We start from the raw sequence: 24,647 nt of genomic DNA on the forward strand, positions 1-24,647 counted from the left end.
TTACGCCTCCTTAACTTAAAATTTCATTTCTTTTGAAAACCAATTATTTTCTAACTTCATTTTTTGTCTTCATTAATCGAATAGATTGATAAAAGAGATAAATCCCGACTAAAACATATCTTATTCTATTCAATACATCTTTTAAAAACGGGAAATAGGATGATTGGATAATACTACAGAAGATTAAAACTCAAATTTATAACTTATTTGGAGAATGAAGATTTTATTAATCCATTTTCATAAAAAACATTGAATATTTCTTTATGCCCTACTGCTGAAGGATCAATATAAATCTTTACACCATTGCCTAAAATTAAGATTGCTTTTGATCCTTTGATTTTAATGCTTTTAATTTCTTTGAAACTAACGTATTTTCTTTTTCCTAATAATGGAATCTCTGTAATGCCTTCACTATTAACAATAACCTTATAGCGTTTAAAACCAATGCTAATGATAATCAAAATTGATGTAATAACTAATAATAAGGTTGTCAAAAGTGTTTTTTGTTCAGGTGGTGCTGCAACTATACAAACAATCATGCAGATAAATTCAAATATTGTGCCACCAATTGCTGTACCCACAAATACAGCTGGGTATGTTGCAACAATTTCTCCATTATTTACTACTTCTTCCATATAAAATCCTCCATCGTATTCTTACATATTTTTAAAATCATCAATGCCCGGCAAAGCTAATATAAAAGAAATGACTAGTTTTGATAGATCACTTGCAAAAATAGTAGACATACAATAGTCCACAATCATTAATCCAAAACATGTCGCAATAGTATCTAAAATTAGATATAAACCGATTGTACTTTTTTTACTGATTCGCTTCAATTTATAAAGAGCCTTCGGAAATCCACCCGCAATTAGATTAATCGGATATGAAACAATTGTTGCGATAACAAAGAATAAAATAATACTTCCTACAGAATGATATTGAAAACCAAACAATCGCATTATTGCTCCACTAAATAAAGCAATAACGGATAAAACAGCAATAAAAATAGTTCCACAGATTATAAAAGTTATTAATTTTTCTTTATTCTTCTTAAAAAATCCCACTACAAACAACAACTCCTTTTTCAACTCTTTTAAACTTACTTATTTAGCTAAGGCATCTTCTATCAATTCAATTCCTTTATTAAAAAAATTAATCTTTATTGCCTCTTCATTTCCTTTAACCTTTACCATTGCGACACATAATTGATTTTCTTTTGTCGCTTCAGTACTGCCCATAAGCGTTGTCCATTCAACAGTAATATCGTCTTTTGAAAAAGACTTATTGATATAAAATTCATAATCCAAAGGTTCAAAAAACTTACTGTTTGACTTTGCTATAATAGAAATTGTTTCATCATTTTCTTGGTAGACTTCAACGATATAGCGAACGACATCTTCTTTATTATCAACATATTTTTCATTAGGAGATATTGATTCTTGATAGATTAAATTATTATTTTTATCTACTATATCTTTTGATGCACAGCCACTAACACTCATAGATATTAAAAGCAAAAACACTGCTACTAATCGTTTTAATTTCATAATCATCACCCTCTTATTTTTTCATCAAAAGCACTACGTTATAAATAAAATATGGTATAACACCCAAAATTCCAAGAATTGAATAGAATGGGAATGCCAAAATACCAATAATCATTCTCGTTGCTAAAGTAAATTTACAAGTAAAATGATTATAGATTATCAAGCCCGTAGCTACACCAGAAAAAATACAAATACCTAGCAGCATACTGTTTATAACTCCAATAGGTTCATGAATCATCATATTATGGCTCATAAGCTGTTGGATAAAATCCGGATCTTGTAGTTGCTGAAGCTGAATTTTTCCTAAGATATAACCGACTATGCTACCCACTACTGACGCAACAATAATCATTATTATGTGTCTTAATTCTTTTTTCATATATCATCCCCCTAAGTTTTAGAAAGCATTAGCTTTTACTTATCATTCACAACAAATTAAATATTTTCTTTGAAATATACTGGTCTGCATTATCAGTATAATATTTAAATAGTTTATATACTTCCTCATACACATACAAGTCACCGCTTATAACATGACTACTTGTCGTAAATAAATCCTTTTTCCCTTTTGATGTAACGAGATCATCATCGCCACATACAATAAAATCTTTTCCAATAACAGATATAAATGAATTATCATTATCAATTGTTACATTATATCCTTGTTCAAGAAATCATTCATATATATCCTTCATAGAAGTTATTTTTAAGTTTGAATCTTTCATATTCTCACCTTCTTATTTTATATAATTTATACTTTTAGAATTGGAACTTCTTTATAGTATCTATAGACTATATCTGATTAAAAATATACTAAAAATCACTAAAATTAAACTTACAATCTCAATTCGATAATCGTGCATTTTAAAAACTTCATTACCATACTGTTCCTTTTTATAAACAGTGATTTCTTTTCCAATTTTTTGCTTTCCAAATTTTTCGAATATACAACCATGTGCTGTATAATATTTACGATTGTTAATTTTAACGATAAATGCTTTTTTTCTAACTTGTACACCACCAACGACATAACCACCATTACGACTAGCAACGTCAACAATTGTGGCTTTACATTTATCTCCGCCAAGCACTACACGATACTTTAAATAAAGTAACAATACAGCACTAGCCAACACAACAATTCCAAAAACAATAAGCATCTCCATCACCTCACTATTACAAAGTTATTCTTATGATTGAAATAATTTAAATAAGAAATACTACTTTACAATAATATTCTTCATCTTTACTATTCCTATACGAATTAAAAGTCCATCAGCTTGCCGAAGCCATATCATCGAAATCAAAAGAATAAGAGCATATAATATAATCAAATTCTTTAATAGCGTTCGTAGTAAATAAATAAGCAAAAACAAAGGAAGCATCAATAAAAATAAGCATAGCAAATAACGAAAAGTAGTTCTTCCACTATCTTTTTGCCATTCGTCAAGATTTACACCACAAACACAGCTATTAGGAACCATCCATAACTTTGTATTAACTTTCTTTCCGCATTTTTTACAATATAGTTCTCTCATAAAACACCAATCCTTTTTAAAAATTTCAATCATTGATTAAATTCTTCTAATTTCAAACCTGTGTCCTTTTCAAAATCATTAGCCCATTCTTTATCGCAATAAAATACAATTCCTTCTTGATATCCATCACTTGTAAAATACAATTGTTTGCCTGTATCTTGACTTATAATAATTCTATTTAAATCATCTGCAACACTTGAATCAAACCAATCTCCTTCAACTTTTGCATCAATGTTAAAATGTTGTCCATTCCAATCAAATGAAACACTTCTAGATCCAGTGCCATCTTCCCAATCAACAAGACTTGTATCTTCTACTATATTTGTAAAATTTAGTTCTTCTCTATCTAAATATGAAACACCAATTAAGAAGTTTTTATACATATTTTCAACATCAAATATTTCTACGTCAAAAGCATAAACTCCATTTTCAGATGGTTTCCATGTCATATTTTCATAATCGATATCCCCTTCTCCAAGTGATGTTAATAAATCCGCTGCTTTATTAAATTCTATTTCAGAAGGTAGTTCCTTATATCTTTGTTCTAGATTATAAACTAACTCATCATTAAGGCCATTAAGCCCATATTGTCTAAAAATAGTTGATAATTCTTTATATGATTTATCCATTTCAACCCCTCCTCTATAAGATTCTTGATAGCTACAACCACAAAGTAATAAAGATATAGTCATAGCGTATGCCAATATTTTCTTCACAATATAAATCGCTCCTATTCAAATAAAAAAACGCATAATAACTAAATTAATTTTATCCGTTATTATGCGTTAAAAATCATCTTAAATTTGAACATGTTAAAAGGTAATATGGGTTTTGCAGTACAATTGAATTGCATTCTAAATAATATTTCATGTGCATAACAATCTCTCCCTTAATTAAATATTACCATTAACTTTTACTCCATTTTATCAAAATAGTTAATTTCTTACAATAATTTCTTACAATAACATACACTTATTTTACAAAAAAAGTTAAACAACTCTTACTCGTACTTTTTTCCTATGTAATATACTGCACCTATTGATATAAGGATAACAATCCATAAAGCATACAATTTGATATTATCAAACAATTGATAGCCGACCATTAATATAGAGATATGATAAAACAAAGGAGTACCTACCGCCATACATAAAGAATCAAAGCGTAATAACTTTAGTATTTCTGGCCAGTTTGAATTATTAAAAGTTAAGCCTGGCATATGAATTCTAAATATACCTTGTGATACATAATTGATTCTATTTTCGTCATAAAAAGATGGTAATTCTCTGGCATAAACACACGCCCATAGTGCAAAAATCATCATTACTCCTGAAACACAAGCAATTCCTCTTATATGTTCTAACGGGTATGTAGATACCAATAAATATAAACATTCTAAAATGACAATAAAACAAGATATCCCCCAAATCATTTTCCATTTTCTTTTATTATAGGAAACCATTGCTTTAACAGACGATTCTAATGAATACGAAACCATATTGTCTACATCATCGTGTTGAATCATATCATGTCTATCTAGATGTTCTCCCATCAATAGTTCTGTCACACTAACTTCTAAACATTCAGCAATTGGAATCAATAATACTACATTTGGGAAACTTGCACCTCTTTCCCACTTACTCACAGTTTTATCAGATACAAATAATTGATCTGCTAATTTCTTTTGTGTTAAATTCTTTTCTTTTCTTAATTCAGTAATAAACTTACCAAATTTTTCATTGTCTATTTGTTTCATAATCTATCCCTCCTCAAGCACATTATTAGTTATTTCCATTCGCAAGTAAACCTACTATTAGTAGAATACTCCATTTTAAACGAATATGAGCAAAAAAACAGAGACATCAACGATATCTCTGCCTTATACAAACTATTTTTTATTCATAAAGTTCTACATACATGTTATTTAATTTAGTGACACAAGGCTTAATTTTAACTATATGTTGTTTATTACTATGTTTATCTGCTTGCACTAAAGACGAAATGATTGAACAGTATAACAACATATTACAAACAATAGGTGATATTAGTCTGAGTAAAGATAAAGAACTTCAAGGTAATCGTAATTTTGGACAAGATAATTATGTAGGAACTTATGATGCCGAATATAGCCATTTTTCTGGACAAGAAATACTATTTGGGGGAACTGCATTAGAAAGAAAAAACAGTAACAACTTACAAATTAAATACAATTCCATTATTAAAGATGGTTCATGTAAATTAATTTTAAAAACTGGTGCAGCTAAACCAAAAACACTATTTGATAGTAATGGTTCATATTTTGAAATGATATCATTACCTTCTGCAAGTAATTATATTATTCTTGAAATGAATAACTTTTCTGGTTCTATCAGCTTAATCATCAAATAAATTGGTAAAAGAACAATAGTAGCGAAAAGTATTTATTCAAAATTTTATATCTAATTTTCAATTATCCGCATAAACACTATACTTTTAAACATTTTGAAATATAAGAAAACACTCATTTTACCACGAATTTACCACGATTGAACGAGCCTTGATATGACGATAGGAATTTGAAAAGGACACCTTATAGTTTGGTGTCCTTTTACATGAACAATCATTAGTCGCTATTGATTGTTATTATACATTTTGTTAATCGTTCCTATTTCTTTTACGTTTTTTACGGAATAAAACAGCTAATGCACCAGTTGAACCAGCAAACATAGAAGCGAACAATCCTACGTTTGTTACATCGCCTGTTTTTACAGGGTTCTTTTGTCCGCTAGGCTTTGTTGGAGTAGTTGGTTTGTTCGGTTTCTGTGGCTGTTGTGGACTTACAGGTTTATTTGTTGTTTTTTCTTTTACTGTAACTGTAATTGTTTTTTCGGAAGAAGCTCCGTTTTTATCTGTTACCTTATAGGTTACATGGTAAGTACCAGCCTTAGAAGTATCAACATCATTTGCAATGATATTATCTTTTGTTAAAGTAATCGTTCCGTCCTCTTTATCCGTTGCTGTAACATTTGCCAATGGGTCGAACATATCGCCTACATTCAATGTAACATCATTTGCGGAAATGGTTGGAACAGAGTTAAGGTCGCCTGTATTTTGTTTCACAATTACAGTAATCGTCTTTTCGGAAGAAGCTCCGTTTTTATCTGTTACCTTATAGGTTACATGGTAAGTACCAGCCTTAGAAGTATCAACATCATTTGCAATGATATTATCTTTTGTCAAAGTGATAGTTCCGTCCTCTTTATCCGTTGCTGTAACATTTGCCAATGGGTTGAAAGTATCGCCTACATTCAATGTAACATCATTTGCAGAAATAGTTGGAGCAGTATTCGGAATATCAGTTGAACCTTCTACAGTAACAGTAATAACTTTTCTACTAGATTTTCCTTCACTATCTGTTACTTCATAAGTTACATGATAAACACCAGCCCTAGAAGTGTCTACATCATTTTCAATTATATTTTCTCGTGTTAAAGTAATTGGACCATCTTCAAAATCACTGGCAGTTACATTTTTCAATGGGTCAAATGTATCCCCCACTTTTAATGTGACATCTTCTGCAAAAATATCGGGTAGAGATGATGTTCCAAGTATATGTATTGTAATCTCTAATGTTTTTTTACCCCCTTTATATGTGCCACAATCATATTGATAAATGAATTCTTTGTTTACATCATCAATATAAGCAATTCCTGTATCTTTATCTAATTTCCCATTCTGCAAAATAGTAATTTTTGAAATATCTATTCCTTTACATATATCTTTGAAATAGAAGTGATTTTTTTCTGTTGTAGTCCAAAGGTTAGTATTTCCAACATTTACAGTTTCAAGATTTGGATTGTTGCCAATGTTATACCATGTATAGTGCGTATCAGCAGTTAAAGACTTTAAATTTGTATTTTTACTTACATCAAATCCCCACATATTTAAACCTATTATTTCAAGATTTTTCAAACTTGTATTTTTGCTTAAGTCTAATTCTTTAAGAGGTGCAGCAAGAGATAAATCCTGTAAATTTGTAAAGTATTCTATACCTTTTATAGATGTAAATTCCTGATTATACCTTTCTTGTATTTTCATGCTAGTAACATTATTGATTTCTTCTTTTGATAAACTTTTGTCCTTATCTTTGTCAAAATTAGTTTCTACAAATAATCTAAATGCCTGATTAGGAAAATGTGCTTCATCAATAGCAATACTTCCAGCCTTTACCTCTGTATTCTTGTTTTCTTCGACTGTCTTATCTTCAGTAACCACTTCTTTTTTTGGTGTTGCAGGTGTTTCCTGTTTTGTACTTTCTTCTGTTAAATCTTCTTTTAAAGTTTCTGCATTTTCAGCTGTTTTTTCCTGCTCTTTGTTTGTTGCATATTCCTGCACTTCTGCGTTTTCTGTTTCCTGTTCCACAGGAACTTGCTCTGTCTTGTTTTCTTCTACAATGGCTTCCTGCACAACTTCTGTGTTTTCCTGTGCCATGACAGGAGTAGGAAGCCCTGTAAGTGCAGTTGTTGTCCCGATCATCAATGCGGAACTTACTGCAAGGACTTGTTTTTTCTTCATAGTTTGTTCGCTCCTTGTTCTTCATAAATTTTCTGCATAGAAAAACGCACAAAGCACCCCTTATAGCTGGGTAACCTGTGCGTTCTGTTTCTTATTGATAAAATTGAAAAAAGGGCAGAATTTACTTGTCTGTCTGTCTGTCTGTCTGTCTGTCTGTCTGTCTGTCTGTCTGTCTGTCTGTCTGTCTGTCTGTCTGTCTGTCTGTCTGTCTGTCTGTCGCAAGCGTAACAATTTGTGAACATGACTGTCAACCCTTTCTTTCAAAAAATTCAATCCTTGCTTCTATACAAAAACATTATACTGGAAACAAACACCTCTTTCAATCTTTTTATGCGTGCAAGATAAAAAAATTGAGTATGACATCACACTTTTTCTTTTCTGTGTTTGGTAGCCAAGAGGAAGAAAGGGATAACCTATTTTGTTTTTGAAATACCAATACTGTACATAAATTTATATGTAAAGGCAGAAAATATTGTGTTGAAGAATAAAGGCAACCAGAACGCAGTCAATCCACAGAACCCTACACCGCAGGGACAGCCGAAAAAATAGTATTCCTAAATAGATTTTCATTGTAGCGGATATACGTAACTGTTATAATATGGATATGAAGAAAGCGACCAATCCAAATTGTATGTGGAGGAATGCGAAGTGAAAATATATTACAAAGGCTTTTTATGCAATCTTGCCCCTTATCGTGTGATGGGCGAAGATAGACATGCATTATTTCCTGTTACCCAGTCGAATGATCCTACATTTTATGAAGAATTTGATGAAGTTCACTATGGATTATGGGCGAAAGTATTAACAGATGAAGAATATCAAGAAATCGTTGATACTGTTACGAAAAATGAATAGACAACTTTGAAGTTGCAATGCAAAAATAGGAACATGAAACATGAACATAAAAGAAGCAATAAAAATGATACAGGACGAGAAATTACAAGGTTATAATATGAATGAAAGGAAAGATGATAGAGAAAATGAAGTTGTGTTAATGCGTGAGAATGATAAGTGGATTGTTTATGCAACAGATGAAAGGGCTAGTAAGGTTACAAATTCACAAGATATTTATTTAGATGAGGAAGAAGCCTTAGATGATTTTATTGATAGATTAAGAGCTTTTAATAGATTAAGGTAGCTATGGGAGAATTAAAATGACCGCTAAAAAGATATTTAGTAATTTTCTTTTAAATAGACAACTTCCAGTTTGTAGTGCAGTAAATTAGAATTTGGGAGATATAAAAATGGTATATAATGATTTAAGAAGTAAACTAAATGAATACAACTGGGATGACGGATTTGAAATTCCAAAACAAATACTTGCTGCCCCCAGTTGTGATTTAGCACTAGCATTAGAGATATTTTATTTAAGTGATGGTTATGCTTTCTTAGACGATTCAACAAAGATAACTGACTTAAAAGAATGGGGGAAATTTATTACCGTTCTCTATGATGATATATTGAACAATAAATTCCCAAAGACAAGCACAGCATTTGAAATTCCATTATCTCAAGTTCAAAAATACAAACTTCAGAAAAAAGGTATTTCAAAAATTTTTTTAACTGACTTGTAACTTCCAGTTTGTAGAACTGTATTAAATCATCAAATCACATAGAGGTGGCGATTATGCGATATAAAAAAATTTTATTAGGTGTTATTGCAGGCGTGCTTTGTTTGGGAATATTAAATGGTTGTAGTGGTTATTCGCATGATTTTAACTCTAGTGAAGAAGCACAAAAATATATCTTATCCAAATTAAAGGACAAATACAATGAAGAATTTATCATTACAGAAGTGAAGAAGTATAAAGAAGAAAAAATAGGATTGAACTGGATTATGGCAGAAGTTTCCAGTAAAGAAAATTCTTCTCAAACTGCTACTGTATATACACGAAATACTGGACTTTTTGAGGATAGTTACCATGTTTATTACTTTTCTGATGAAATAAAAGAACTTGCAACTCCTTTATTTCAAGATAAGCCTTTTATAAGAGATTATCAAATTGAAGTTCAAGGGCATACAACCACAACAGAATGGAATGGTAAGGAAAGTGTAGAAGAATATCTGAAAAAAAGAGAATACGAAATAGAAACAAGTATATATCTTAACGAGGGAAAAACAGACGAAGAATATGCAGAAGAAATTTCCTATATCATGCAAGAAATTGTAGAAAGTGCTTTGGTTTTTAATATTTCAGTATATACAAATGATGATAACATTATTTTCTATTCTCTACCAGAACAGCACAGTCAACCAGATGTAGAAGCGATTTTAGAAAAAATGGAAGATGTTAAAAGACAACAAGAAGCAAAAAAAGATTATAAGGAATGGAAAAAACAAAATCAAAATAATGAAAAAGATTAAGAATTAAAAATATCTTGCTTTGACATTAACGCATAGGAAACATAGTAGTAAGTAAGATTGAAGGAAAGGAATAGATAAACAATGAACTTTGAAGGATTAAAATTATTATTTTGTGTAGCAGCTTTTGGTTGGATTGTTTATATGGCTTTTAAACAAAAAATGCATAAGATGGATCCTGAATCATTTAAGTTTCTTGCGTTGATATTCGGTGGGCTTTTATTAGCTTTTATATGTTTTCTTATCCCAGGCGGAGCTAAATATACATTTATATTAATAGGCGTTACAATAGGAGGAATGATTACGATGATTTTTTATCATAATATTAAATCTGTTGCTATTTGTAATGAAGAAATTATGGGGGTCTATCAAGGCTATAATTCGTATCCAAGTAAAACAGTATCAAGCTATGCTCCTATTTTTAAATACAAGTACAACGGAAAAACATATGTCCGTCAGTGTTCTAACACATATAGCTTTAAGAAATTAGATAAGGATATGGTTAAGGGAAATGAATATCGTATATATATAAACCCTAAAAATCCATCATCTTTCGTACTTAACAAAAAAGTCGGTATCAAAAATGTAATGTGTATGATTTTTGGAGTAATGTGTATTTTTGTCGGTTTATCTGCGTTATTCGTTTAAACATATTTTTATAATGGGATGATATTTTTATAATGGTATAATATTTTTATAATGGGATGATATTTTATTGTAATCGTTTTTTTCAAATGATAAAATGAGAATAACCATTTATGACAAATTAAATTTTACAGGAGGATATTAAAATGCTAAAAGAACAAGATATTAGAGAATATCTAAAGAAGAAGGATATTACATTTAATGAAAATTCATCTATTATTGGAGTTATATTTCCGAGTAAATTCACATATGCTCTTGGACCGATTGCTACTGCTCTTTCAATGCAGTATTACGCAATAAACTTTAGTGATAGTGGTATTGCTATTATCGGTTTAAATAATGTAACGGGCAAATTAGAAGATGAAGCATTTCTTTTCGTTTCTAAGGAAGAAATAGCAAGCACTAAATTCAATAAAAAGTTGATGTCTTACGAATTAGAAATTACTACATCAAAGGGTACATTAGCATTTAAGGTAAATAAGACAATGGTTGGTGCTTCATGGCATAAAGAGAACTTAGCGACCATTTTAAATCGTTTGTAAACTAAAAAGAAATATCAATATTTACAAAGCAGTTAGTCTTAGGATTAGCTGCTTTTAAAAAAGACACCATTTAGATGTATGATGTCTTTTGGGTGTTACTTTATAGGTCATATCAAGGCTCATTCAATCGTGGTAAAATCGTGGTAAAATGAGTGTTTTCTTATATTTCAAAATGCTTAAAAGTATAGTGTTTATGCGGATAATCGCAAATTAGATATAAAATTTTGAATAAATTATTTATATGTAATTAGGTACTGAAATAATCAGTACCTTTTATTTTGGATTGGCAAATATAACTCCTTGCATGGCAGCTCTTAATTGAGATAACGTGTATTCTTTAGTATGCCAATCTTTTCGTGCATCTTTAAAAGTGTTAGTTTTCCCATCTAAATTTCCTTCTTGAATGATAAGAACATCTCCTTTAACATCAATGACTATGCCGACATGATTTCTTCCAATACCCGAAAATACAGCACCTGCTTTTGGCGTTGTTGAGCGCTCAAATTTATCTCCATGTGTTTTTAATAATTGATCTACGCACTTCCAACCATCTCCGATAAATCCCGGTGAATATCCATATAATTCATAGAAACGTCCCCATGCAAACCAAGTACATTGTCCATACAACTTTGCTTGAGCATATGGATTTTTGTTTACCCAAGCATCATAATTATCAAAATTTGGTTTTGTTCCTCCACGAAATGAAAAACTGACATATCGCATAACATGACTGACATAAAAAGGATCTCCATATACATCAGTTCCTAACTCGGCTCTTTTGTTATCTGAAAACAATTTTGCATTTGCTTTAGTATATCCACCAAAGTTTGTTACTGCCCATTCGATATATCCGCTACCGTAATTATATCCTTGTAAGGCTAAATATAATTTTTCTGTATCAGCTGGACTTTCAACTTTCGCTCTTGTTAGACAATTCGAAAATGTTTGAACTCCTACTTCTATTGAATAATCTGCATCAGTGATACCATTTGGCTTTCTAGGGTATTTTGTATTAAATCCACTTTCACTAGATTGCATTGGGTCATTTCCTTTTCCTCCAGATTCTTGCATCATGATGGCTTCTAAAATAGGAACATACTCTTCTATTTTATATTGTTCGGCATATTTTGTTATGGTTTCTTCATAAGCTAATACTTCCGCACTTAATGGTTCAATCTCACTATTAATACCTCCATCATCGGATAAACAAGCAAACACACCGATAAACAAAGTAATCACAACTAATATGATTAATCCCATTCCATAGGTCCAAAGGTGTGATATTCCATGTACTGCTTTTGTTAAAACATAAGCACCACTTTTCCATGTTCTTACTAGAATATTTCCTGCTTGAATAGGCTTTTTGACAATCTCTTTCGATGCTTTTACTTTGTTTTTATGCTTAACCATCATGAAAGACTTCATTCTCTTTTGATAAGTATCACTTGTTTGAAATGAATTGGAATAAGGAAGTGTTTGTTTAACTTTCTGTTTCTTTGTAAGAATCTTATTTTTGGAATCTATAGATAACCTTTTTTTATGATTGGAAATCAATTTTTCCTTTTGTTTTGGCTGTATTAAAGATAAGCTATCTTTATTTTCAATAATATCTTTTCCATTCAATGATTTATTTCTTTTTCTTTTCTTGTCTATAAATTGCTTTGTTCTTCGATAAGATTGTTTAGCAGTTGCTTTTTGTACTTCATCCACTCGATTTGGAGCATAATCTTGTGTCGTGTCATTTTTGGTTTTCCCATTATCATTTGCTTTGATTTTTTCTTTTTCATGGATGGCTACATCCTTAACAAAGTATTTAATGTTTTGTTTACTATCTTTTGTTTTAATGTCATGTACAGTTTCTTTTATCTTAATTTTATTTGGATTGTTTTTCATAAACTTTGACCTTTCATAAAAAAGAAGAACAGCCTTTAATTAGACTGTTCAATCTGTACAAGCATTTCTTTTCGATCCGTAGGTTTCGTTGTATTCAAACGATAAAGTTCCATATCTTTTGGCATGCGATTAATAAATGGGACTAAAGATGCTCCATATTTAATCAAACCACAACCACTTTGAGCATTGGTGATATAACTCATTTGTTCTTCACTGATCTTTAATAAATCAGCTAAATCCTCTCTATCATTAGGCGACTGATTTAACATAACAATAAACTCACTGTTCGATAACATAGATGTGCCTTGTTGACTAGATAAAAGATACTTCACATTTTGGGTAATACCCGTAGGAAAAGCATCACGCTTTCTAAACTGTCTCCAAGCAGAAGCAAAGAACGTAGCACTTTCTTCATTCTCAAAAATAACATGAATTTCATCAATAAATACATGAGTTCGTTTTCCTTTTTTCCAGTTCGAAATAACACGATTCAACATGGCATCCGTAATAATCAATAATCCAATTGTTTTAAGTTGTGTTCCTAGATTAAAGATATTATAAGAAATAATACGATTAGATACATCAACATTCGTTTCATGAGCAAAAATATCAGATGTACCTTCAGCAATATATTCCAAACGTAAAGCAAGCGTTCTTGCTTCACTTTCTGGTTGCTTTAATAATATATTTCTTAAAGTTTTAAGTGTTGGCATTATTTTTGTTTTTCTATACTCTGCATAAACAATAGATACACAACGGTCAATCAAACTTCTTTCGATCGGTGTAATTGATTTATTTTCTCTGTCTAACTGTTCAAATAAAGACATGATAAATTGGGATTTATCTCCAACTGGATTTCCAGAATCACCATATCCTTCTTCCATATCCATAGGGTTAATATGATCTTTACTTCCTACGGATATTTCAATCACTTCGCCACCAAATTCTTTAATGATTGGATCATATTCACCTTCGGGATCGCAGATAAGGACGTCATCATTGGTGGACATAATAATAAATTCAATTTCTTCTTTTGTTAAGAATGATTTACCAGCACCCGGAACCCCTAAGATAAAAGCATTGGGATTTTGTAGCAATTCCTTATTACATAAAATAGGGTTATTAGTAATAGCATTTTGACCATACCAAATACCACCTTTATCCATAATTTCCTGTGCTCTAAATGGAATAAATACCGATGCACTTTCAGTAAGCAATGTACGAGTTATATCTAAACGATTCACTCCAATAGGAAGTGTTGTTAATACTCCGTCTAATTGTCTTTTAGAAAAGAACAATGTCGATAACTCACACATATACTTTCTAGCAATAGACTTGAGTATTTCCGTATCATTATCTAATTCATTTTTTGAATCTGCAAGATGAGTAATCGTAATATTACATAACATCATTCGTTGATCACGAATAGTCAAATCATCTAAGAACTCTTTACATTCTTCTCTTTGTAGTTCCATATCATAGGGAATAACCGCTGAAAAGTTATTATTTGCATTTTGACGTCTTTGCCAATTTGTGATATTGGTATTGACACCTAATAACTTATTTTCCATTTCTTTGACTGCTTCATCCGTAGGAACGCTAATAATATCCATTGAATACATAAGATTACGATTTAAATCGCATAGTTCTGAAATAAAACTATCTTTAATAAATCTTGAATAATTGCTTAAATATAAAACACGTCCATATCTATCTCCAAACATGAAGCCTTTATGATTAAATTTTGGAGCATAAGGACAAATAACATCTTTAAAAGAATGACCTTTATTAGCGGAATCCTTTAAATCAAAAACGAATTCTTCCTCTTCTCCTCGATAAAAATCATGTAATATTTTTAAGCGATCATAGACATCTAACTCAATACAGCCACTTCCTAATTTAGAAAAATGAGAAGTTAGCTCAGTTGTAAGTCTAGAAAAGAAAGAACGTGCTTCCGCTATATTGTTTCTAAAAATGGTAATTGTAATATATTTTTCCTGAACAATATCATCACTTTCTGCCAGCTTATCTAATAACATATGATTATATTCTTTGCGATAAAAATCTAATTTGTCATTTTGCAAAGGTATCAGAATATCTTCTTTAAACTGCTTTAAATCAATTTTACGATTATTAATCGTAATCTTTACCATCATAGAAGAATCAAACGAATTCAATAATTCTCCATAATTTAAGAATAAATCCATTTTTTCTTCTTTTGATGCAATCGAATAGTTGATATCTAAAAAGCGATAACTCTTAGAATATCTATTTCCCATACGAAAAATACCATCTTTGTAGATGGTATCAATGGGAACAGTATCTTGTGCAGATTTCGGTATTTTAAATTTTTCCTTATTTTGTTTCTTTAATTTTGCGTAACTTTTTATCATTTTTACCTAACGCCTCCTTCTTTTGTTTCTCAAAGACATCTTTAAATAATTCTTGATATAAATTAAATGGTTTATATATTAAATCCGTCTTTGACAATAAAAAAGAATGCCAAGCAGTTAATACAATCTGTTCAGCATTCATGTTTTGATATGTGATAAAGCCAAGTGATGCAAAAGGTGCAGCACCTAGCATACATAACCAACTGGTCATTTCCATTCCTAAAGAATCAATACATAGAAAGTACATCAATACAGCTACTATACAAGCAATGACTGAAAAAAAACATTGTCGAATAGATAAGCCAAGAAATATACTCTCTGTATAATTCCTTACTTCTTTATTTACTTTGATTTCCATAAACTCCTCCAAATAAAAAAACCAGCACAATGCTAGTTCATCAATACCCTTTAGAAAGAAAATTCATTTCTTCGGTAATTTCGTCGTTATAACTTGCTACTAATTCCGTTACTCTTCCTTTTGCCCAATTATTAGTTTGTTTTTTAGTAAGCCAAAAAGGATTTTCCCAATATTTTTCGTGAATGATAGCCATAACATATTGGCAATTATTGTTGATTCGTTTTATATAGTTATAAATTTTATCAGCATCTGCAACAATTGTATTAAATTCGTATTTATCTTTAAATTTAAATTCGAATGCTACAACAACTTCTTCAATGTGATTTATCAAGTATTTTTCATCACAATCCTTTTTCATTTTTACAACAACCATATCTGGTCGATAACCTAATTCTTTAAATTCTGAACCCAAATATTCAGTATATATGCAAAGATTGTTTTCATTTAATAATTTACCAAGTTTTGTTCTTAGATGATGATAAAAAGCGCATTTCAATGTGTTCTTCTAACAATAATCCTTCAAGATAATCTTTATTAATATTATTCTTCCAAGTTTCACAAACTACATTAATGATTTCATCGACTATACTTTTCTTCATTTGCATCTCTCCTTATTGCATTAGATTTTGTTACATATTTTTATGTTTTCATTTTACCATCTTTAAAATTAAAATGATATAACATTTATAATCCCATCATTTCTTTCACAATTCTATCACTCATTTTAACTGTTCCAACAAGCACTAACATGTTAAAAATCAATTCTCCAGTATAACTCCATACCATACTAATTGCACTCGCATTTGGATCTATCACTGGTGGTGCAGCTGCAAATGCTGAAAAGATAATACAAGCAAGAACTATGATTGCACCCTCTAAACATACACCTGCATAAGATTTCATAAATGTAACTGAAATATTTTGTGTTGTTTCCCCAGCAGAACAAGATAATGGGACAGGAGAAATTGCTGTGTACATATAGAGTTTAAAGAAACGACCATATACAGTTAAAATCATAATAAAAGAAAGTATGGTGATAAAAATACCACCCAGTAATGTTACTGCCCATAAGGGAATACTTTCTAAAAATCCGCAATCACTTACGGCATCAATGATTTCTTGGGGCAATACTGTCTGACTTGCACTACCCAGTCCAACAGTAGTCATGATGGTAGAAGTAATACCTTGTATTATTTCAAATACTGTTACCATCAATTCCATTCCATATACGACAAGCCCTCTAGCAATCGCAAAGCGTAAGAATAATTTTAATGCATGTTCTGGTCGTTTTATTTCTGTTAGATTTGTGCAGGACTTAGCAACTCCATAAACAAAAAATAATACGAGAAGCGCAAGTCCTATCGCAAGCAATGCTCCATGAATTTGAGTTATAATATTCCAAATACCACCACCTTTAAATTCTTGAGGTGATTGTGTGAGCAAGGTCCATATTTCAGCTAGTTTTTGATTCCATGTCTGTATTGCATTTTCTAAGTTATCAATAATTCCATCCAACAAAATCACTTCCTTTCAAAGAGATTGTTAGTGTTAGCCACCAACAATCAAATTTAAGATTTCTTTGGCGAAAGTAATAATGATTCCACCGGCAACAGTTAAAAATCCATTGGCTCTTTGGCTCGGATCATGGCTTTTCAAAGACAAACCAACTTGAACGACACCAAAACCAAGTAAAATCATACCTACTGCACGAATCAATCCAAAGATAAAATTACTTAAATTATTAACCACAGTTAATGGATCACCTTCTGCATGAACTGGTAATACGCCCATGCTTAATGTCATAATCATAACTGCATAAAAGATAAAATATTTCGTTGTTTTCTTATTCCATTTTTTCATTTAATGTTCCTCCGTATTCTTTTCAATTTCAGCAAAGTATTCTTCCATATCTTCTTCAGAATATAATTCATATTCATTATCGGATAGAACAATATCTTGCCAGTTTTCAAAGTTGTGTTTTATAACACCATGATGATAAAGCAATGCCTTGCCATCTTTTGTATATTTAATATTAGGGTGCTTCAATATATCATATTTTTTATCAAAGATAGGTCGTTCGCCTCGAATAAAAAGTAAAGCATAATCATTATCAAGTAGTCTTACTTCATCAGCTGTTAATAGTTCACGTCCTGCTTGTTGATAGTTTGTAGAATAGTTTCCACTACGTCCAGTTGACTTACCATAGGTATTTGTATCTAAAGTTTCTTTTCCTAAATACTCGCTCATAAATTTATGTGTGGATTGTTCATTACCACCGAGATAATAAAGTTCATCACAGTTACCAACAATAGATTCCCATGAATCTTTATACAGTGCTTTGATTTGAGCTAGATTTTGAATGATGATTGATACAAATATTTGTCTTGAACGCATCGTACTTAGTAATTTATCAAACTCATCAGGTAATGCAACATTAGCGAATTCGTCCATCAAAAAATGAACAGGGATAGGCAATTCTCCTCCATGAACAATATCTGCTTGATAATAAAGCGTTTGAAATAATTGTGTATATAACATACCAATAAGAAAGTTAAATGTAGAATCATTATCTGGAATTACGGCAAACAACACAGTTTTTCTTTCTCCCATTTGTTCAAGTTCCAATTCGTCTACGGCAGTAATACTGGCAATACTATCTAAATTAAAAGCTGCTAGTCGTACACCAACAGAAATCAAAATTGATTTAGCGGTTTTTCCAGCAGCTTGTTTGTAAATCTTATATTGTTTTACGGCTAGACTTTGGGGTTTTCTCATTTCCAGTCTTTCAAATAGTTCATCTAATGGACTTTGGTACTGATCATCATCTTCTCTAACTTCAGCCGATGCAATCATTTCCATGACCATTGTAAAGTTTTGTTCATCTTCTGGCGCTTCATGAATAAGGTATAAACATAATGCTTCTAATAAGGCAGTTTCTGATTTTTCCCAAAATGGATCATTCGTTTGACTTCCTTTAGGTGTAGTGTTACGAATTAGGTTTGTTATCAATTTCAGTACATCTTTATCATCTTGAATATAATGAAATGGATTATAACAATGACTTTTTGACATATTGATTAAATCAACAACTTTAATGACATAACCTTCTTTTTCAAGTAGATATCCTGTATCTCTTAAAATTTCGCCTTTAGGATCTAGCACGACAAAACTCGTATTGCATTGCATAATATTGGGCTTTCCATAAAATCGTGTCTTTCCTGCACCACTTCCACCAATGATTAAAGAATTTAAGTTTCGCCGATGTTTTTTACCATCCAACCCTAATCGAAAATGCTGGGTAAAAAGTTTGTTCTCAAATACATTTCGATTTGCATATTTTTTATTCACTTTAGAACTATTTGCCCATTTTGCAGAACCATATTCCTCTTTCCTACGATAGTTTTTAATTGAAGATAAATAAATTCCAATACCCATCAAATACATAAGTACAAAAATAAATATTGTTTTTAAAGTATCTCTGCACCAAGTAATAGCAAAAGGATGATTCATAGCTTCAATGAATTGAGGTAAAGCATTCAATAATCCATCATGCATATAGGGAGCAAATAACAATGCTCCCCATATCACTGGTACAACAAGGATACCTAAAAGAATATACTCATCTGTTCTATCTTTCTTCATAAAATCGATTCTTTTTATTGATTAATGGTGCATCACAAGAACGCACAATAAGATCATCAATAAAATCAAATTTCTTATTGTCATGGATTTGCTTATCCTTTAATAAAGTTAATGCTTTGATAATGATTCGTCTTTCCATATCGGTAACGACAATTGAATAATGATTTTCTTTCATCATTTATTAGCGAGAATAAGAATCTCGTCTTGTTTGCTTTTCTTGGCGATTTTGTTGTTGCACATAAATACCATGTTCCATACGTTCAACAACACTATCTTTTAATATTTTGATATTTTCTAATTCACCCTTAATATCTTTTTGTTCCTTACCTTCAAAATGATGATAAATGTTATTGACAAAGTCTTTATCATAATGCACCAATCCATATTTTTGAGCAATCATATAAGCAGCACTTTCTGCCATAAATCTTGCTTCACTTCTTGAATTGAATTGATCTGCACAATCAATAAAACAATACTCACGAATTAAACCAGTAAGCATTGCTTCAGGTTGCAATCCATTTTTAACAAATAAAGAATTTCTATCTCTATCAAAATAAACATCTTTTGGCATATCTGAATCTTCTGAAACGATTTCTGGTTTAATATCAACTCGATGAACAATAGCTCCAACAAGTTCTTTGATATTAAATCTTGCAGGTAGGGGAGGATTATTATCTTTTCCATTTAATTGACTAATATCAAATACAGTTTTTGGGTTGTAATTGATTCCAATAGAACCATCTTGTCTTTGATATTCTTTTCCAGGTTCTAAAATAGTAATTCCTTTAGCACCTTTTTGAACATATTTATTCATCTCTCTCCAATGCGTGTAATCTTTCAAGATGGTAGCATTTGGGTTTTGTGCCATAACTAATAAAGTATTGGTGACAGTGTAATCCAAAATACTTTGTAATTTTAGATATTGCAAATATTGATCTGGATTTTCAACTGCTTTAAAAGTTTGCTCATTTGCCATATTGAATAATGCTTGTCTTTTTTCTTTCATCATCTGAGCATATTCTTCTTTTGACAATCTTGGTTTTCTTTCTTGTTGTTGTGGTTTAGTATGTTCATCATTAAAAACATCATATATATTGTTCATGATTTAACGCTCCTTTTTCTTTCTTTTATGTTTTGTTTTCTTTTGAGGATATTTTGATTGAGATTGTTGTTTGTTTTTCTTCATCTCTTTTTGTTGTTTTTCTTTAATATCCTTGAGTTCTTTACGAACGGATGGTCTAACTTCTTTAGTAGTATCCTCTGCGACGTTTACTTTCTCTGATGTAGGCTCGAACAGATTGTCGCTCGTCTTGTTGCGAGCCAGAGTGGGGTTTTCGTTTTGTGGAGTTTCAACCTTTCTCTCCTGTACCGTAGAATTCATTAAAGCATTGACTAATTCATCATGTTCTTTATCAGTAAGTGTAGGAACATCTTGCAGTGGATTTTCTTTCGCATTCATAATAGATTCTCGAATAGCCTTTGTATCAATGGTAGCAAGTTCAAATTTATCTACGATTCGACTAATCTTTGAAGCATCTTCAGCACGTACCATAATGTCACAGATACCATCGGTATTGTTTTTTTCTTTTAGTACAGAATATAAAACTCCATAACGTTTTGCTTCTTCACAGAATTTCTTTAAATCTTCATGACGAATTGCAAATACTTTCAGTTCTTTTCCAGACTTCAATAAAGAATCTAGTCTTGCTTTTCCTTTCACTTTTTTCTTGTCAGTAAGTATTGCATATAAAGTAGCAGCCAATGATCTTGTCATCTCACCACCAGCTTTTAATGCGACATTGGCAGCAACTTCAATTCCTTGCAAAGTCATTCTAACGATTTGATCGGATGTTTCTCCCGTGTTCATGTTCGTTATTCTCCTTTCTTTCTTGTTCAATCATTTTCATCTTGTTCTTCATTGTTAAAGAACGCTGACGAATACCCTCATAAAGCACCACCTCCTTTCGTAGTTCCTTAATCTCATTTGATAATAAAGATATATCTTGTTGAAGCTGTTCCTTTAATTCTGGCTTTCGACAACGTTTCACTTTGTTGTAGATACATCTTCTTTCCTTGATGAGATTATCTAATCTACTTTTTGCAAAATATTCATTGGCATCTAAATCAGCGATATTATCAATTTTCTTTTTTGAAATAAGAGTTACTTCTTGGGTTATCTTATCCATATAGATAAGATCTTCTTTCAATAAAAAATGCACCTTTTTTTTATTAGGTGCATTCTTGGGTAAAATCCCCATCATATACATATATTTAAAATATAATGCCTTAAATCCGGTAATCTTTCTTGCTTTCGATAAATTACCTTTATAATAAAGTGTCTGTTTTTTAGGTTCGGATATAGACTCCCATTTAATAACCGATTGAGCTAAAATCATATCCTTAATGTTATCTTCAGTATAGGTATTCTTTTTATCTAAACTTCTTAATCGAACAAAACGCTCTTTTCCTTTAGGTCGGATTGCAATGTGTTTTCCAAATTTAATTTCATAGCCTTGTTTTTCTAAATTTGAATAGAATTGTTTCATGGTCATTGAATGACTGATAGCATAATCAACATCATCACGAATTACAGAACGCCATGTTGGTTTATGATTTTGTTCAGCCATCCATTCAGCATAGTGCATCTTTCTATTTTGAGGATTTTCAATCACCGATAACCTATACTTTCTACATAAATCATCGGAACATTTTCTCATTTTTTTATAATTCTCTTTATTATCTTTATATTTCTTACCATCAATAAAAGATACTGAATTGATAATAAAATGATTATGGAAATGTTTTTTATCTAAATGAGTGGATACCAAAACTTCAAAATGATCTCCCCACATTTCTTGTGCTAATTCAATTCCAATTTGATGTGCTGTTTCTGCATCTACTTCACCGGGAACAAAAGATTGATAAGCGTGATAGGCAAGAATACCATCTGTCTTATTGAATCCTTTTTTGGTAATCATCATTTCTTTATGAGCCGTCGCAAGATTGCAATTCAAACCAGTAACATATAATTGCTTTTCTGTCTTTAAATCATTGGTCGTATAACTGATGGCTTGTTCTAAACCATTATAGTGATAACTGTTTTCGTGAACTTCTGTTTTATTAGGATTAGAAGCATAATTCAATACACGTTGAAGATTATCTTTCACATCCCATATTGCTGTTGTTGCCATTATGATACTTCCTTTTGTAAATAGACTTGCTCACGAATTTCTACAATCGAATTGTTTAAAGTTTTCATATCTTCCTTATATTTCATAATATCAATACTTCCTGTTTTATGAGCAATAACTGTTAACTGATTTAAGTTATTTCCAATCTTTCGTAACTGTTTGATGACTTCTTGAAAATCATCACTTGGTAATGGTTGTGGAATTCTATTCTTGATTAACAATAATAAATAGGCTTGTTGCGATAAACCACAACCATGAACGTATGTTAGAAACTGTTCGTATTCTTTATCGTTCATGGCTACTTCAACACGATGCGTTCTTTTTCTTTTCTTCTTCATAAAATCTTCCTTTCATGGTGGGTATTAGGGTTCAACCCTAACAAGCGATTTTGTGTACGGACAAAATCAGTGCTTGCTACAATACAGGACATTCTATAAATGTCCCATTTCACCCGTTGGGTTAAAGAAGTTTTTCACTCCTTCTTCTAATTTTTCATACTGATTTTTTAATGAATTTAATTCTTTCAATTTACCGGAAATTTCATTTATTTCTAATTCAAGTTTTGATTTTTGAGATGATTTCAACCCCTTTTGTTGTTCCAATCGATGAATCTCTTTGTTTATTTTTTTAATCAATGTGCATCATCCTTTCGTATTTTTTACTTGCCGATGAAAAAAGGAAAGACAATATTTAAATCATCTTCCCTCAATATCTTTCATTCTTTTTTCTTTTAATACAGTAAAAACTGTATCAACATAATCATTTTCATCTAATACAATTTCTTCATTTCTATATTTTTCTTTTACTTTTTGTTCAGCCTCTTCACGAGAACTAGCTGTAATCGTGATTTGTTTTTGAAGTGTTTCTGTAATTTCCACTAAATATTTTTTCATGTTGTACCTCCATTTTTAAAATAAAAAAAGAGCAATTCATAATGAATTACTCTTTATTAAATAACTAAAGCATACCAATAAATCAAAATTTATACTTATTTTATACAGTTTCCAAAACAGAATAAATAAATGCTAATTTATAGTCCTTTCTTTTTAAAGTGTTCGCTATCTTCGTTAAGATGTTGAGCCCTTTATCCACTACAATCACTCCTGTTTCTACGTCACTGTTAACATATTTTAATCGAAACAATACATATTGAATTTCTTCTTTTTCATATTCTTTAGCTATTTTTATAGCTTCTTTATAATTATCCAAAGTTATCTTTCCATTATTTTTATCAAATAAATCAGATATTTCCTTATATAATTTACTTTCTTCAGCTAATGGTTTCATTTTAAATTCTCCTTTTCAAATTCTAATTTATCGTTATCTAATATTTATTGGATTTCACTTTCAACTGATAACTACAAGATAGATTCATCCATTTTAGATAAAAAATCAAATTGAATTACTCTATTTTATACAATGGATCTACTATTTTTTTCTTCTAATTTTTTTATAAGATAAGGTTTAATTGAAAATCCGATAATACCATTAATTTTACTTTTTTGCCTCTGACTAATACTATTCTTATCTCGTTTTCTAAACATATCAAGCATAAATTGATAATCATTATAACCATCAAAACCATTAGATTGTGAATCTAATGCACCTTCATCATAAAGGTATTTTATTAGTTTTTTTGTAAAATATTTAGAATTTAATTCAATTCGTTCTCTATTTTTAATTGCATTTAAAAGTTTAAACATTTGTTCGATGATAATTGTGGTTTGATCTAAATCATCACGTTCAAACTTCTTTATGCACGATGAACCTATTGGATATAGAATTCGCTTTGTATATATATTTTGAATTGTATAAAGATAACGGATATTTTCTTTTCCACAAACACAAAAAGAATTACATTGTTTATCCTCTTCCCAATCAATAATTTCCCATTCTTCAACTGCTTCTTCCCAAGTATCTCCGTAAGAATTGTAGAGAACTTGTTTAATAAGATTTCTATAATAAGAACTAACCAATTG

General features: G+C 30.6%; 34 protein-coding genes. 7 read left to right on the top strand and 27 right to left on the bottom strand.

Annotated features, from left to right (window positions below):
- Positions 1-203: 203 nt before the first annotated feature.
- From H8909_RS00735 to H8909_RS00770, 8 genes are all read right to left on the bottom strand, one after another.
- Positions 204-635 carry a hypothetical protein gene (locus H8909_RS00735; protein WP_117517433.1) on the bottom strand — a complete coding sequence of 144 codons (432 nt, stop codon included), beginning with the start codon at positions 633-635 and terminating at the stop codon, positions 204-206.
- 21 nt (positions 636-656) lie between these two features.
- Complete coding sequence (locus H8909_RS00740) at positions 657-1,067, bottom strand: regulatory YrvL family protein (protein WP_187011492.1); 411 nt, start codon at positions 1,065-1,067, stop codon at positions 657-659.
- Positions 1,068-1,106: 39 nt separating this feature from the next.
- On the bottom strand, positions 1,107-1,550 hold the full coding sequence (locus H8909_RS00745; protein ID WP_117517438.1) for a hypothetical protein: 444 nt from the start codon (positions 1,548-1,550) through the stop codon (positions 1,107-1,109).
- A 13-nt stretch (positions 1,551-1,563) separates the two neighbouring features.
- The gene (locus H8909_RS00750) at positions 1,564-1,929 is read right to left on the bottom strand and encodes a hypothetical protein (protein ID WP_187011493.1); all 366 of its coding nucleotides are present in this window, start codon (positions 1,927-1,929) and stop codon (positions 1,564-1,566) included.
- 406 nt (positions 1,930-2,335) lie between these two features.
- Complete coding sequence (locus tag H8909_RS00755; RefSeq protein ID WP_117517441.1) at positions 2,336-2,710, bottom strand: hypothetical protein; 375 nt, start codon at positions 2,708-2,710, stop codon at positions 2,336-2,338.
- 60 nt (positions 2,711-2,770) lie between these two features.
- On the bottom strand, positions 2,771-3,121 hold the full coding sequence (locus H8909_RS00760) for a hypothetical protein (protein WP_117517443.1): 351 nt from the start codon (positions 3,119-3,121) through the stop codon (positions 2,771-2,773).
- Positions 3,118-3,717 (bottom strand): hypothetical protein, encoded by a 600-nt coding sequence (locus H8909_RS00765; RefSeq protein ID WP_199413572.1) that lies wholly within the window; start codon positions 3,715-3,717, stop codon positions 3,118-3,120. The genes H8909_RS00760 and H8909_RS00765 overlap by 4 nt, the downstream gene beginning before the upstream one ends.
- Before the next feature lie 371 nt (positions 3,718-4,088).
- Complete coding sequence (locus H8909_RS00770; RefSeq protein ID WP_117517445.1) at positions 4,089-4,844, bottom strand: helix-turn-helix domain-containing protein; 756 nt, start codon at positions 4,842-4,844, stop codon at positions 4,089-4,091.
- A gap of 161 nt (positions 4,845-5,005) precedes the next feature.
- Here H8909_RS00770 and H8909_RS00775 point away from each other — a divergent pair, with 161 nt between their 5' ends.
- Complete coding sequence (locus H8909_RS00775; protein WP_117517447.1) at positions 5,006-5,476, top strand: hypothetical protein; 471 nt, start codon at positions 5,006-5,008, stop codon at positions 5,474-5,476.
- A gap of 246 nt (positions 5,477-5,722) precedes the next feature.
- Here H8909_RS00775 and H8909_RS00780 read toward each other — a convergent pair whose 3' ends face one another.
- Positions 5,723-7,642: an immunoglobulin-like domain-containing protein gene (locus H8909_RS00780; protein WP_187011494.1), complete on the bottom strand. Its 1,920-nt coding sequence runs from the start codon at positions 7,640-7,642 to the stop codon at positions 5,723-5,725.
- A gap of 60 nt (positions 7,643-7,702) precedes the next feature.
- Entirely contained in the window at positions 7,703-7,906 is a 204-nt protein-coding gene (locus H8909_RS00785) for a hypothetical protein (protein WP_187011495.1), read from the bottom strand.
- Positions 7,907-8,290: 384 nt separating this feature from the next.
- Here H8909_RS00785 and H8909_RS00790 point away from each other — a divergent pair, with 384 nt between their 5' ends.
- From H8909_RS00790 to H8909_RS00815, 6 genes are all read left to right on the top strand, one after another.
- Entirely contained in the window at positions 8,291-8,497 is a 207-nt protein-coding gene (locus H8909_RS00790) for a hypothetical protein (protein ID WP_182456274.1), read from the top strand.
- Between the two features lie 40 nt (positions 8,498-8,537).
- Positions 8,538-8,780 carry an Imm59 family immunity protein gene (locus H8909_RS00795; RefSeq protein WP_016728906.1) on the top strand — a complete coding sequence of 81 codons (243 nt, stop codon included), beginning with the start codon at positions 8,538-8,540 and terminating at the stop codon, positions 8,778-8,780.
- Positions 8,781-8,886: 106 nt separating this feature from the next.
- A complete protein-coding gene (locus tag H8909_RS00800) occupies positions 8,887-9,216 on the top strand; it encodes a DUF4274 domain-containing protein (RefSeq protein ID WP_055169970.1) in 330 nt (109 codons plus the stop codon).
- A gap of 53 nt (positions 9,217-9,269) precedes the next feature.
- Positions 9,270-10,007 (top strand): hypothetical protein, encoded by a 738-nt coding sequence (locus tag H8909_RS00805; RefSeq protein ID WP_074142322.1) that lies wholly within the window; start codon positions 9,270-9,272, stop codon positions 10,005-10,007.
- A gap of 81 nt (positions 10,008-10,088) precedes the next feature.
- The gene (locus tag H8909_RS00810) at positions 10,089-10,652 is read left to right on the top strand and encodes a DUF3592 domain-containing protein (protein WP_117561251.1); all 564 of its coding nucleotides are present in this window, start codon (positions 10,089-10,091) and stop codon (positions 10,650-10,652) included.
- Between the two features lie 143 nt (positions 10,653-10,795).
- Entirely contained in the window at positions 10,796-11,191 is a 396-nt protein-coding gene (locus H8909_RS00815) for a hypothetical protein (protein WP_117517449.1), read from the top strand.
- Between the two features lie 273 nt (positions 11,192-11,464).
- Here H8909_RS00815 and H8909_RS00820 read toward each other — a convergent pair whose 3' ends face one another.
- The 17 genes from H8909_RS00820 to H8909_RS00900 all read right to left on the bottom strand — a co-directional run bounded on the left by H8909_RS00820 (position 11,465) and on the right by H8909_RS00900 (position 24,644).
- Positions 11,465-13,084, bottom strand: coding sequence for a lysozyme family protein (locus tag H8909_RS00820; RefSeq protein ID WP_117517457.1), 1,620 nt, complete (start codon positions 13,082-13,084; stop codon positions 11,465-11,467).
- A 35-nt stretch (positions 13,085-13,119) separates the two neighbouring features.
- Positions 13,120-15,477, bottom strand: a complete 2,358-nt coding sequence (locus tag H8909_RS00825; RefSeq protein ID WP_117517459.1) for a VirB4-like conjugal transfer ATPase, CD1110 family — start codon at positions 15,475-15,477, stop codon at positions 13,120-13,122.
- A complete protein-coding gene (locus tag H8909_RS00830; RefSeq protein WP_117517461.1) occupies positions 15,440-15,835 on the bottom strand; it encodes a PrgI family protein in 396 nt (131 codons plus the stop codon). Before H8909_RS00830 ends, H8909_RS00825 begins: the two co-directional genes overlap by 38 nt.
- A gap of 40 nt (positions 15,836-15,875) precedes the next feature.
- Positions 15,876-16,208: a hypothetical protein gene (locus tag H8909_RS00835; protein ID WP_117517463.1), complete on the bottom strand. Its 333-nt coding sequence runs from the start codon at positions 16,206-16,208 to the stop codon at positions 15,876-15,878.
- Positions 16,209-16,287: 79 nt separating this feature from the next.
- A complete protein-coding gene (locus tag H8909_RS00840) occupies positions 16,288-16,434 on the bottom strand; it encodes a hypothetical protein (protein WP_154410888.1) in 147 nt (48 codons plus the stop codon).
- A gap of 85 nt (positions 16,435-16,519) precedes the next feature.
- Complete coding sequence (locus H8909_RS00845; RefSeq protein WP_117517465.1) at positions 16,520-17,350, bottom strand: VirB6/TrbL-like conjugal transfer protein, CD1112 family; 831 nt, start codon at positions 17,348-17,350, stop codon at positions 16,520-16,522.
- 33 nt (positions 17,351-17,383) lie between these two features.
- Positions 17,384-17,644: a glutamyl-tRNA amidotransferase gene (locus H8909_RS00850; protein ID WP_233105199.1), complete on the bottom strand. Its 261-nt coding sequence runs from the start codon at positions 17,642-17,644 to the stop codon at positions 17,384-17,386.
- Positions 17,645-17,695: 51 nt separating this feature from the next.
- Positions 17,696-19,477 carry a VirD4-like conjugal transfer protein, CD1115 family gene (locus tag H8909_RS00855; RefSeq protein ID WP_117517469.1) on the bottom strand — a complete coding sequence of 594 codons (1,782 nt, stop codon included), beginning with the start codon at positions 19,475-19,477 and terminating at the stop codon, positions 17,696-17,698.
- Positions 19,464-19,655 carry a hypothetical protein gene (locus tag H8909_RS00860; protein ID WP_117517471.1) on the bottom strand — a complete coding sequence of 64 codons (192 nt, stop codon included), beginning with the start codon at positions 19,653-19,655 and terminating at the stop codon, positions 19,464-19,466. Before H8909_RS00860 ends, H8909_RS00855 begins: the two co-directional genes overlap by 14 nt.
- Before the next feature lie 3 nt (positions 19,656-19,658).
- Positions 19,659-20,579 (bottom strand): hypothetical protein, encoded by a 921-nt coding sequence (locus H8909_RS00865; RefSeq protein WP_117517473.1) that lies wholly within the window; start codon positions 20,577-20,579, stop codon positions 19,659-19,661.
- A gap of 3 nt (positions 20,580-20,582) precedes the next feature.
- Positions 20,583-21,344, bottom strand: a complete 762-nt coding sequence (locus H8909_RS00870; RefSeq protein ID WP_117517475.1) for a PcfB family protein — start codon at positions 21,342-21,344, stop codon at positions 20,583-20,585.
- Positions 21,310-22,668, bottom strand: a complete 1,359-nt coding sequence (locus H8909_RS00875) for a relaxase/mobilization nuclease domain-containing protein (protein WP_187011496.1) — start codon at positions 22,666-22,668, stop codon at positions 21,310-21,312. Before H8909_RS00875 ends, H8909_RS00870 begins: the two co-directional genes overlap by 35 nt.
- Positions 22,668-23,006 (bottom strand): plasmid mobilization protein, encoded by a 339-nt coding sequence (locus H8909_RS00880; protein ID WP_118667558.1) that lies wholly within the window; start codon positions 23,004-23,006, stop codon positions 22,668-22,670. The genes H8909_RS00875 and H8909_RS00880 overlap by 1 nt, the downstream gene beginning before the upstream one ends.
- Positions 23,007-23,099: 93 nt before the next feature.
- Positions 23,100-23,303 carry a hypothetical protein gene (locus H8909_RS00885; RefSeq protein ID WP_187011497.1) on the bottom strand — a complete coding sequence of 68 codons (204 nt, stop codon included), beginning with the start codon at positions 23,301-23,303 and terminating at the stop codon, positions 23,100-23,102.
- A 60-nt stretch (positions 23,304-23,363) separates the two neighbouring features.
- Complete coding sequence (locus tag H8909_RS00890) at positions 23,364-23,561, bottom strand: DpnD/PcfM family protein (protein ID WP_117517483.1); 198 nt, start codon at positions 23,559-23,561, stop codon at positions 23,364-23,366.
- Between the two features lie 100 nt (positions 23,562-23,661).
- The gene (locus tag H8909_RS00895; protein ID WP_117517485.1) at positions 23,662-23,955 is read right to left on the bottom strand and encodes a hypothetical protein; all 294 of its coding nucleotides are present in this window, start codon (positions 23,953-23,955) and stop codon (positions 23,662-23,664) included.
- 125 nt (positions 23,956-24,080) lie between these two features.
- A complete protein-coding gene (locus H8909_RS00900) occupies positions 24,081-24,644 on the bottom strand; it encodes a hypothetical protein (protein WP_117517487.1) in 564 nt (187 codons plus the stop codon).
- Positions 24,645-24,647 lie beyond the last annotated feature (3 nt).

Source organism: Catenibacterium faecis (genome assembly GCF_014306455.1).
In the GTDB taxonomy this organism is placed as follows: domain Bacteria; phylum Bacillota_I; class Bacilli_A; order Erysipelotrichales; family Coprobacillaceae; genus Catenibacterium; species Catenibacterium mitsuoka_A.

Excerpts from the sequence above, each read along its gene's own strand:
- H8909_RS00735 (WP_117517433.1), bottom strand. The coding sequence starts at position 635 with ATGGAAGAAGTAGTAAATAATGGAGAAATTGTTGCAACATACCCAGCT.
- H8909_RS00745 (WP_117517438.1), bottom strand. The coding sequence starts at position 1,550 with ATGAAATTAAAACGATTAGTAGCAGTGTTTTTGCTTTTAATATCTATG.
- H8909_RS00750 (WP_187011493.1), bottom strand. The coding sequence starts at position 1,929 with ATGAAAAAAGAATTAAGACACATAATAATGATTATTGTTGCGTCAGTA.
- H8909_RS00755 (WP_117517441.1), bottom strand. The coding sequence starts at position 2,710 with ATGCTTATTGTTTTTGGAATTGTTGTGTTGGCTAGTGCTGTATTGTTA.
- H8909_RS00760 (WP_117517443.1), bottom strand. The coding sequence starts at position 3,121 with ATGATTGAAATTTTTAAAAAGGATTGGTGTTTTATGAGAGAACTATAT.
- H8909_RS00765 (WP_199413572.1), bottom strand. The coding sequence starts at position 3,717 with ATGGATAAATCATATAAAGAATTATCAACTATTTTTAGACAATATGGG.
- H8909_RS00770 (WP_117517445.1), bottom strand. The coding sequence starts at position 4,844 with ATGAAACAAATAGACAATGAAAAATTTGGTAAGTTTATTACTGAATTA.
- H8909_RS00775 (WP_117517447.1), top strand. The coding sequence starts at position 5,006 with ATGTTATTTAATTTAGTGACACAAGGCTTAATTTTAACTATATGTTGT.
- H8909_RS00780 (WP_187011494.1), bottom strand. The coding sequence starts at position 7,642 with ATGAAGAAAAAACAAGTCCTTGCAGTAAGTTCCGCATTGATGATCGGG.
- H8909_RS00795 (WP_016728906.1), top strand. The coding sequence starts at position 8,538 with ATGAACATAAAAGAAGCAATAAAAATGATACAGGACGAGAAATTACAA.
- H8909_RS00800 (WP_055169970.1), top strand. The coding sequence starts at position 8,887 with ATGGTATATAATGATTTAAGAAGTAAACTAAATGAATACAACTGGGAT.
- H8909_RS00805 (WP_074142322.1), top strand. The coding sequence starts at position 9,270 with ATGCGATATAAAAAAATTTTATTAGGTGTTATTGCAGGCGTGCTTTGT.
- H8909_RS00810 (WP_117561251.1), top strand. The coding sequence starts at position 10,089 with ATGAACTTTGAAGGATTAAAATTATTATTTTGTGTAGCAGCTTTTGGT.
- H8909_RS00815 (WP_117517449.1), top strand. The coding sequence starts at position 10,796 with ATGCTAAAAGAACAAGATATTAGAGAATATCTAAAGAAGAAGGATATT.
- H8909_RS00820 (WP_117517457.1), bottom strand. The coding sequence starts at position 13,084 with ATGAAAAACAATCCAAATAAAATTAAGATAAAAGAAACTGTACATGAC.
- H8909_RS00825 (WP_117517459.1), bottom strand. The coding sequence starts at position 15,477 with ATGATAAAAAGTTACGCAAAATTAAAGAAACAAAATAAGGAAAAATTT.
- H8909_RS00830 (WP_117517461.1), bottom strand. The coding sequence starts at position 15,835 with ATGGAAATCAAAGTAAATAAAGAAGTAAGGAATTATACAGAGAGTATA.
- H8909_RS00835 (WP_117517463.1), bottom strand. The coding sequence starts at position 16,208 with ATGGTTGTTGTAAAAATGAAAAAGGATTGTGATGAAAAATACTTGATA.
- H8909_RS00840 (WP_154410888.1), bottom strand. The coding sequence starts at position 16,434 with ATGAAGAAAAGTATAGTCGATGAAATCATTAATGTAGTTTGTGAAACT.
- H8909_RS00850 (WP_233105199.1), bottom strand. The coding sequence starts at position 17,644 with ATGATTATGACATTAAGCATGGGCGTATTACCAGTTCATGCAGAAGGT.
- H8909_RS00855 (WP_117517469.1), bottom strand. The coding sequence starts at position 19,477 with ATGAAGAAAGATAGAACAGATGAGTATATTCTTTTAGGTATCCTTGTT.
- H8909_RS00860 (WP_117517471.1), bottom strand. The coding sequence starts at position 19,655 with ATGATGAAAGAAAATCATTATTCAATTGTCGTTACCGATATGGAAAGA.
- H8909_RS00865 (WP_117517473.1), bottom strand. The coding sequence starts at position 20,579 with ATGAACAATATATATGATGTTTTTAATGATGAACATACTAAACCACAA.
- H8909_RS00870 (WP_117517475.1), bottom strand. The coding sequence starts at position 21,344 with ATGAACACGGGAGAAACATCCGATCAAATCGTTAGAATGACTTTGCAA.
- H8909_RS00875 (WP_187011496.1), bottom strand. The coding sequence starts at position 22,668 with ATGGCAACAACAGCAATATGGGATGTGAAAGATAATCTTCAACGTGTA.
- H8909_RS00880 (WP_118667558.1), bottom strand. The coding sequence starts at position 23,006 with ATGAAGAAGAAAAGAAAAAGAACGCATCGTGTTGAAGTAGCCATGAAC.
- H8909_RS00890 (WP_117517483.1), bottom strand. The coding sequence starts at position 23,561 with ATGAAAAAATATTTAGTGGAAATTACAGAAACACTTCAAAAACAAATC.
- H8909_RS00895 (WP_117517485.1), bottom strand. The coding sequence starts at position 23,955 with ATGAAACCATTAGCTGAAGAAAGTAAATTATATAAGGAAATATCTGAT.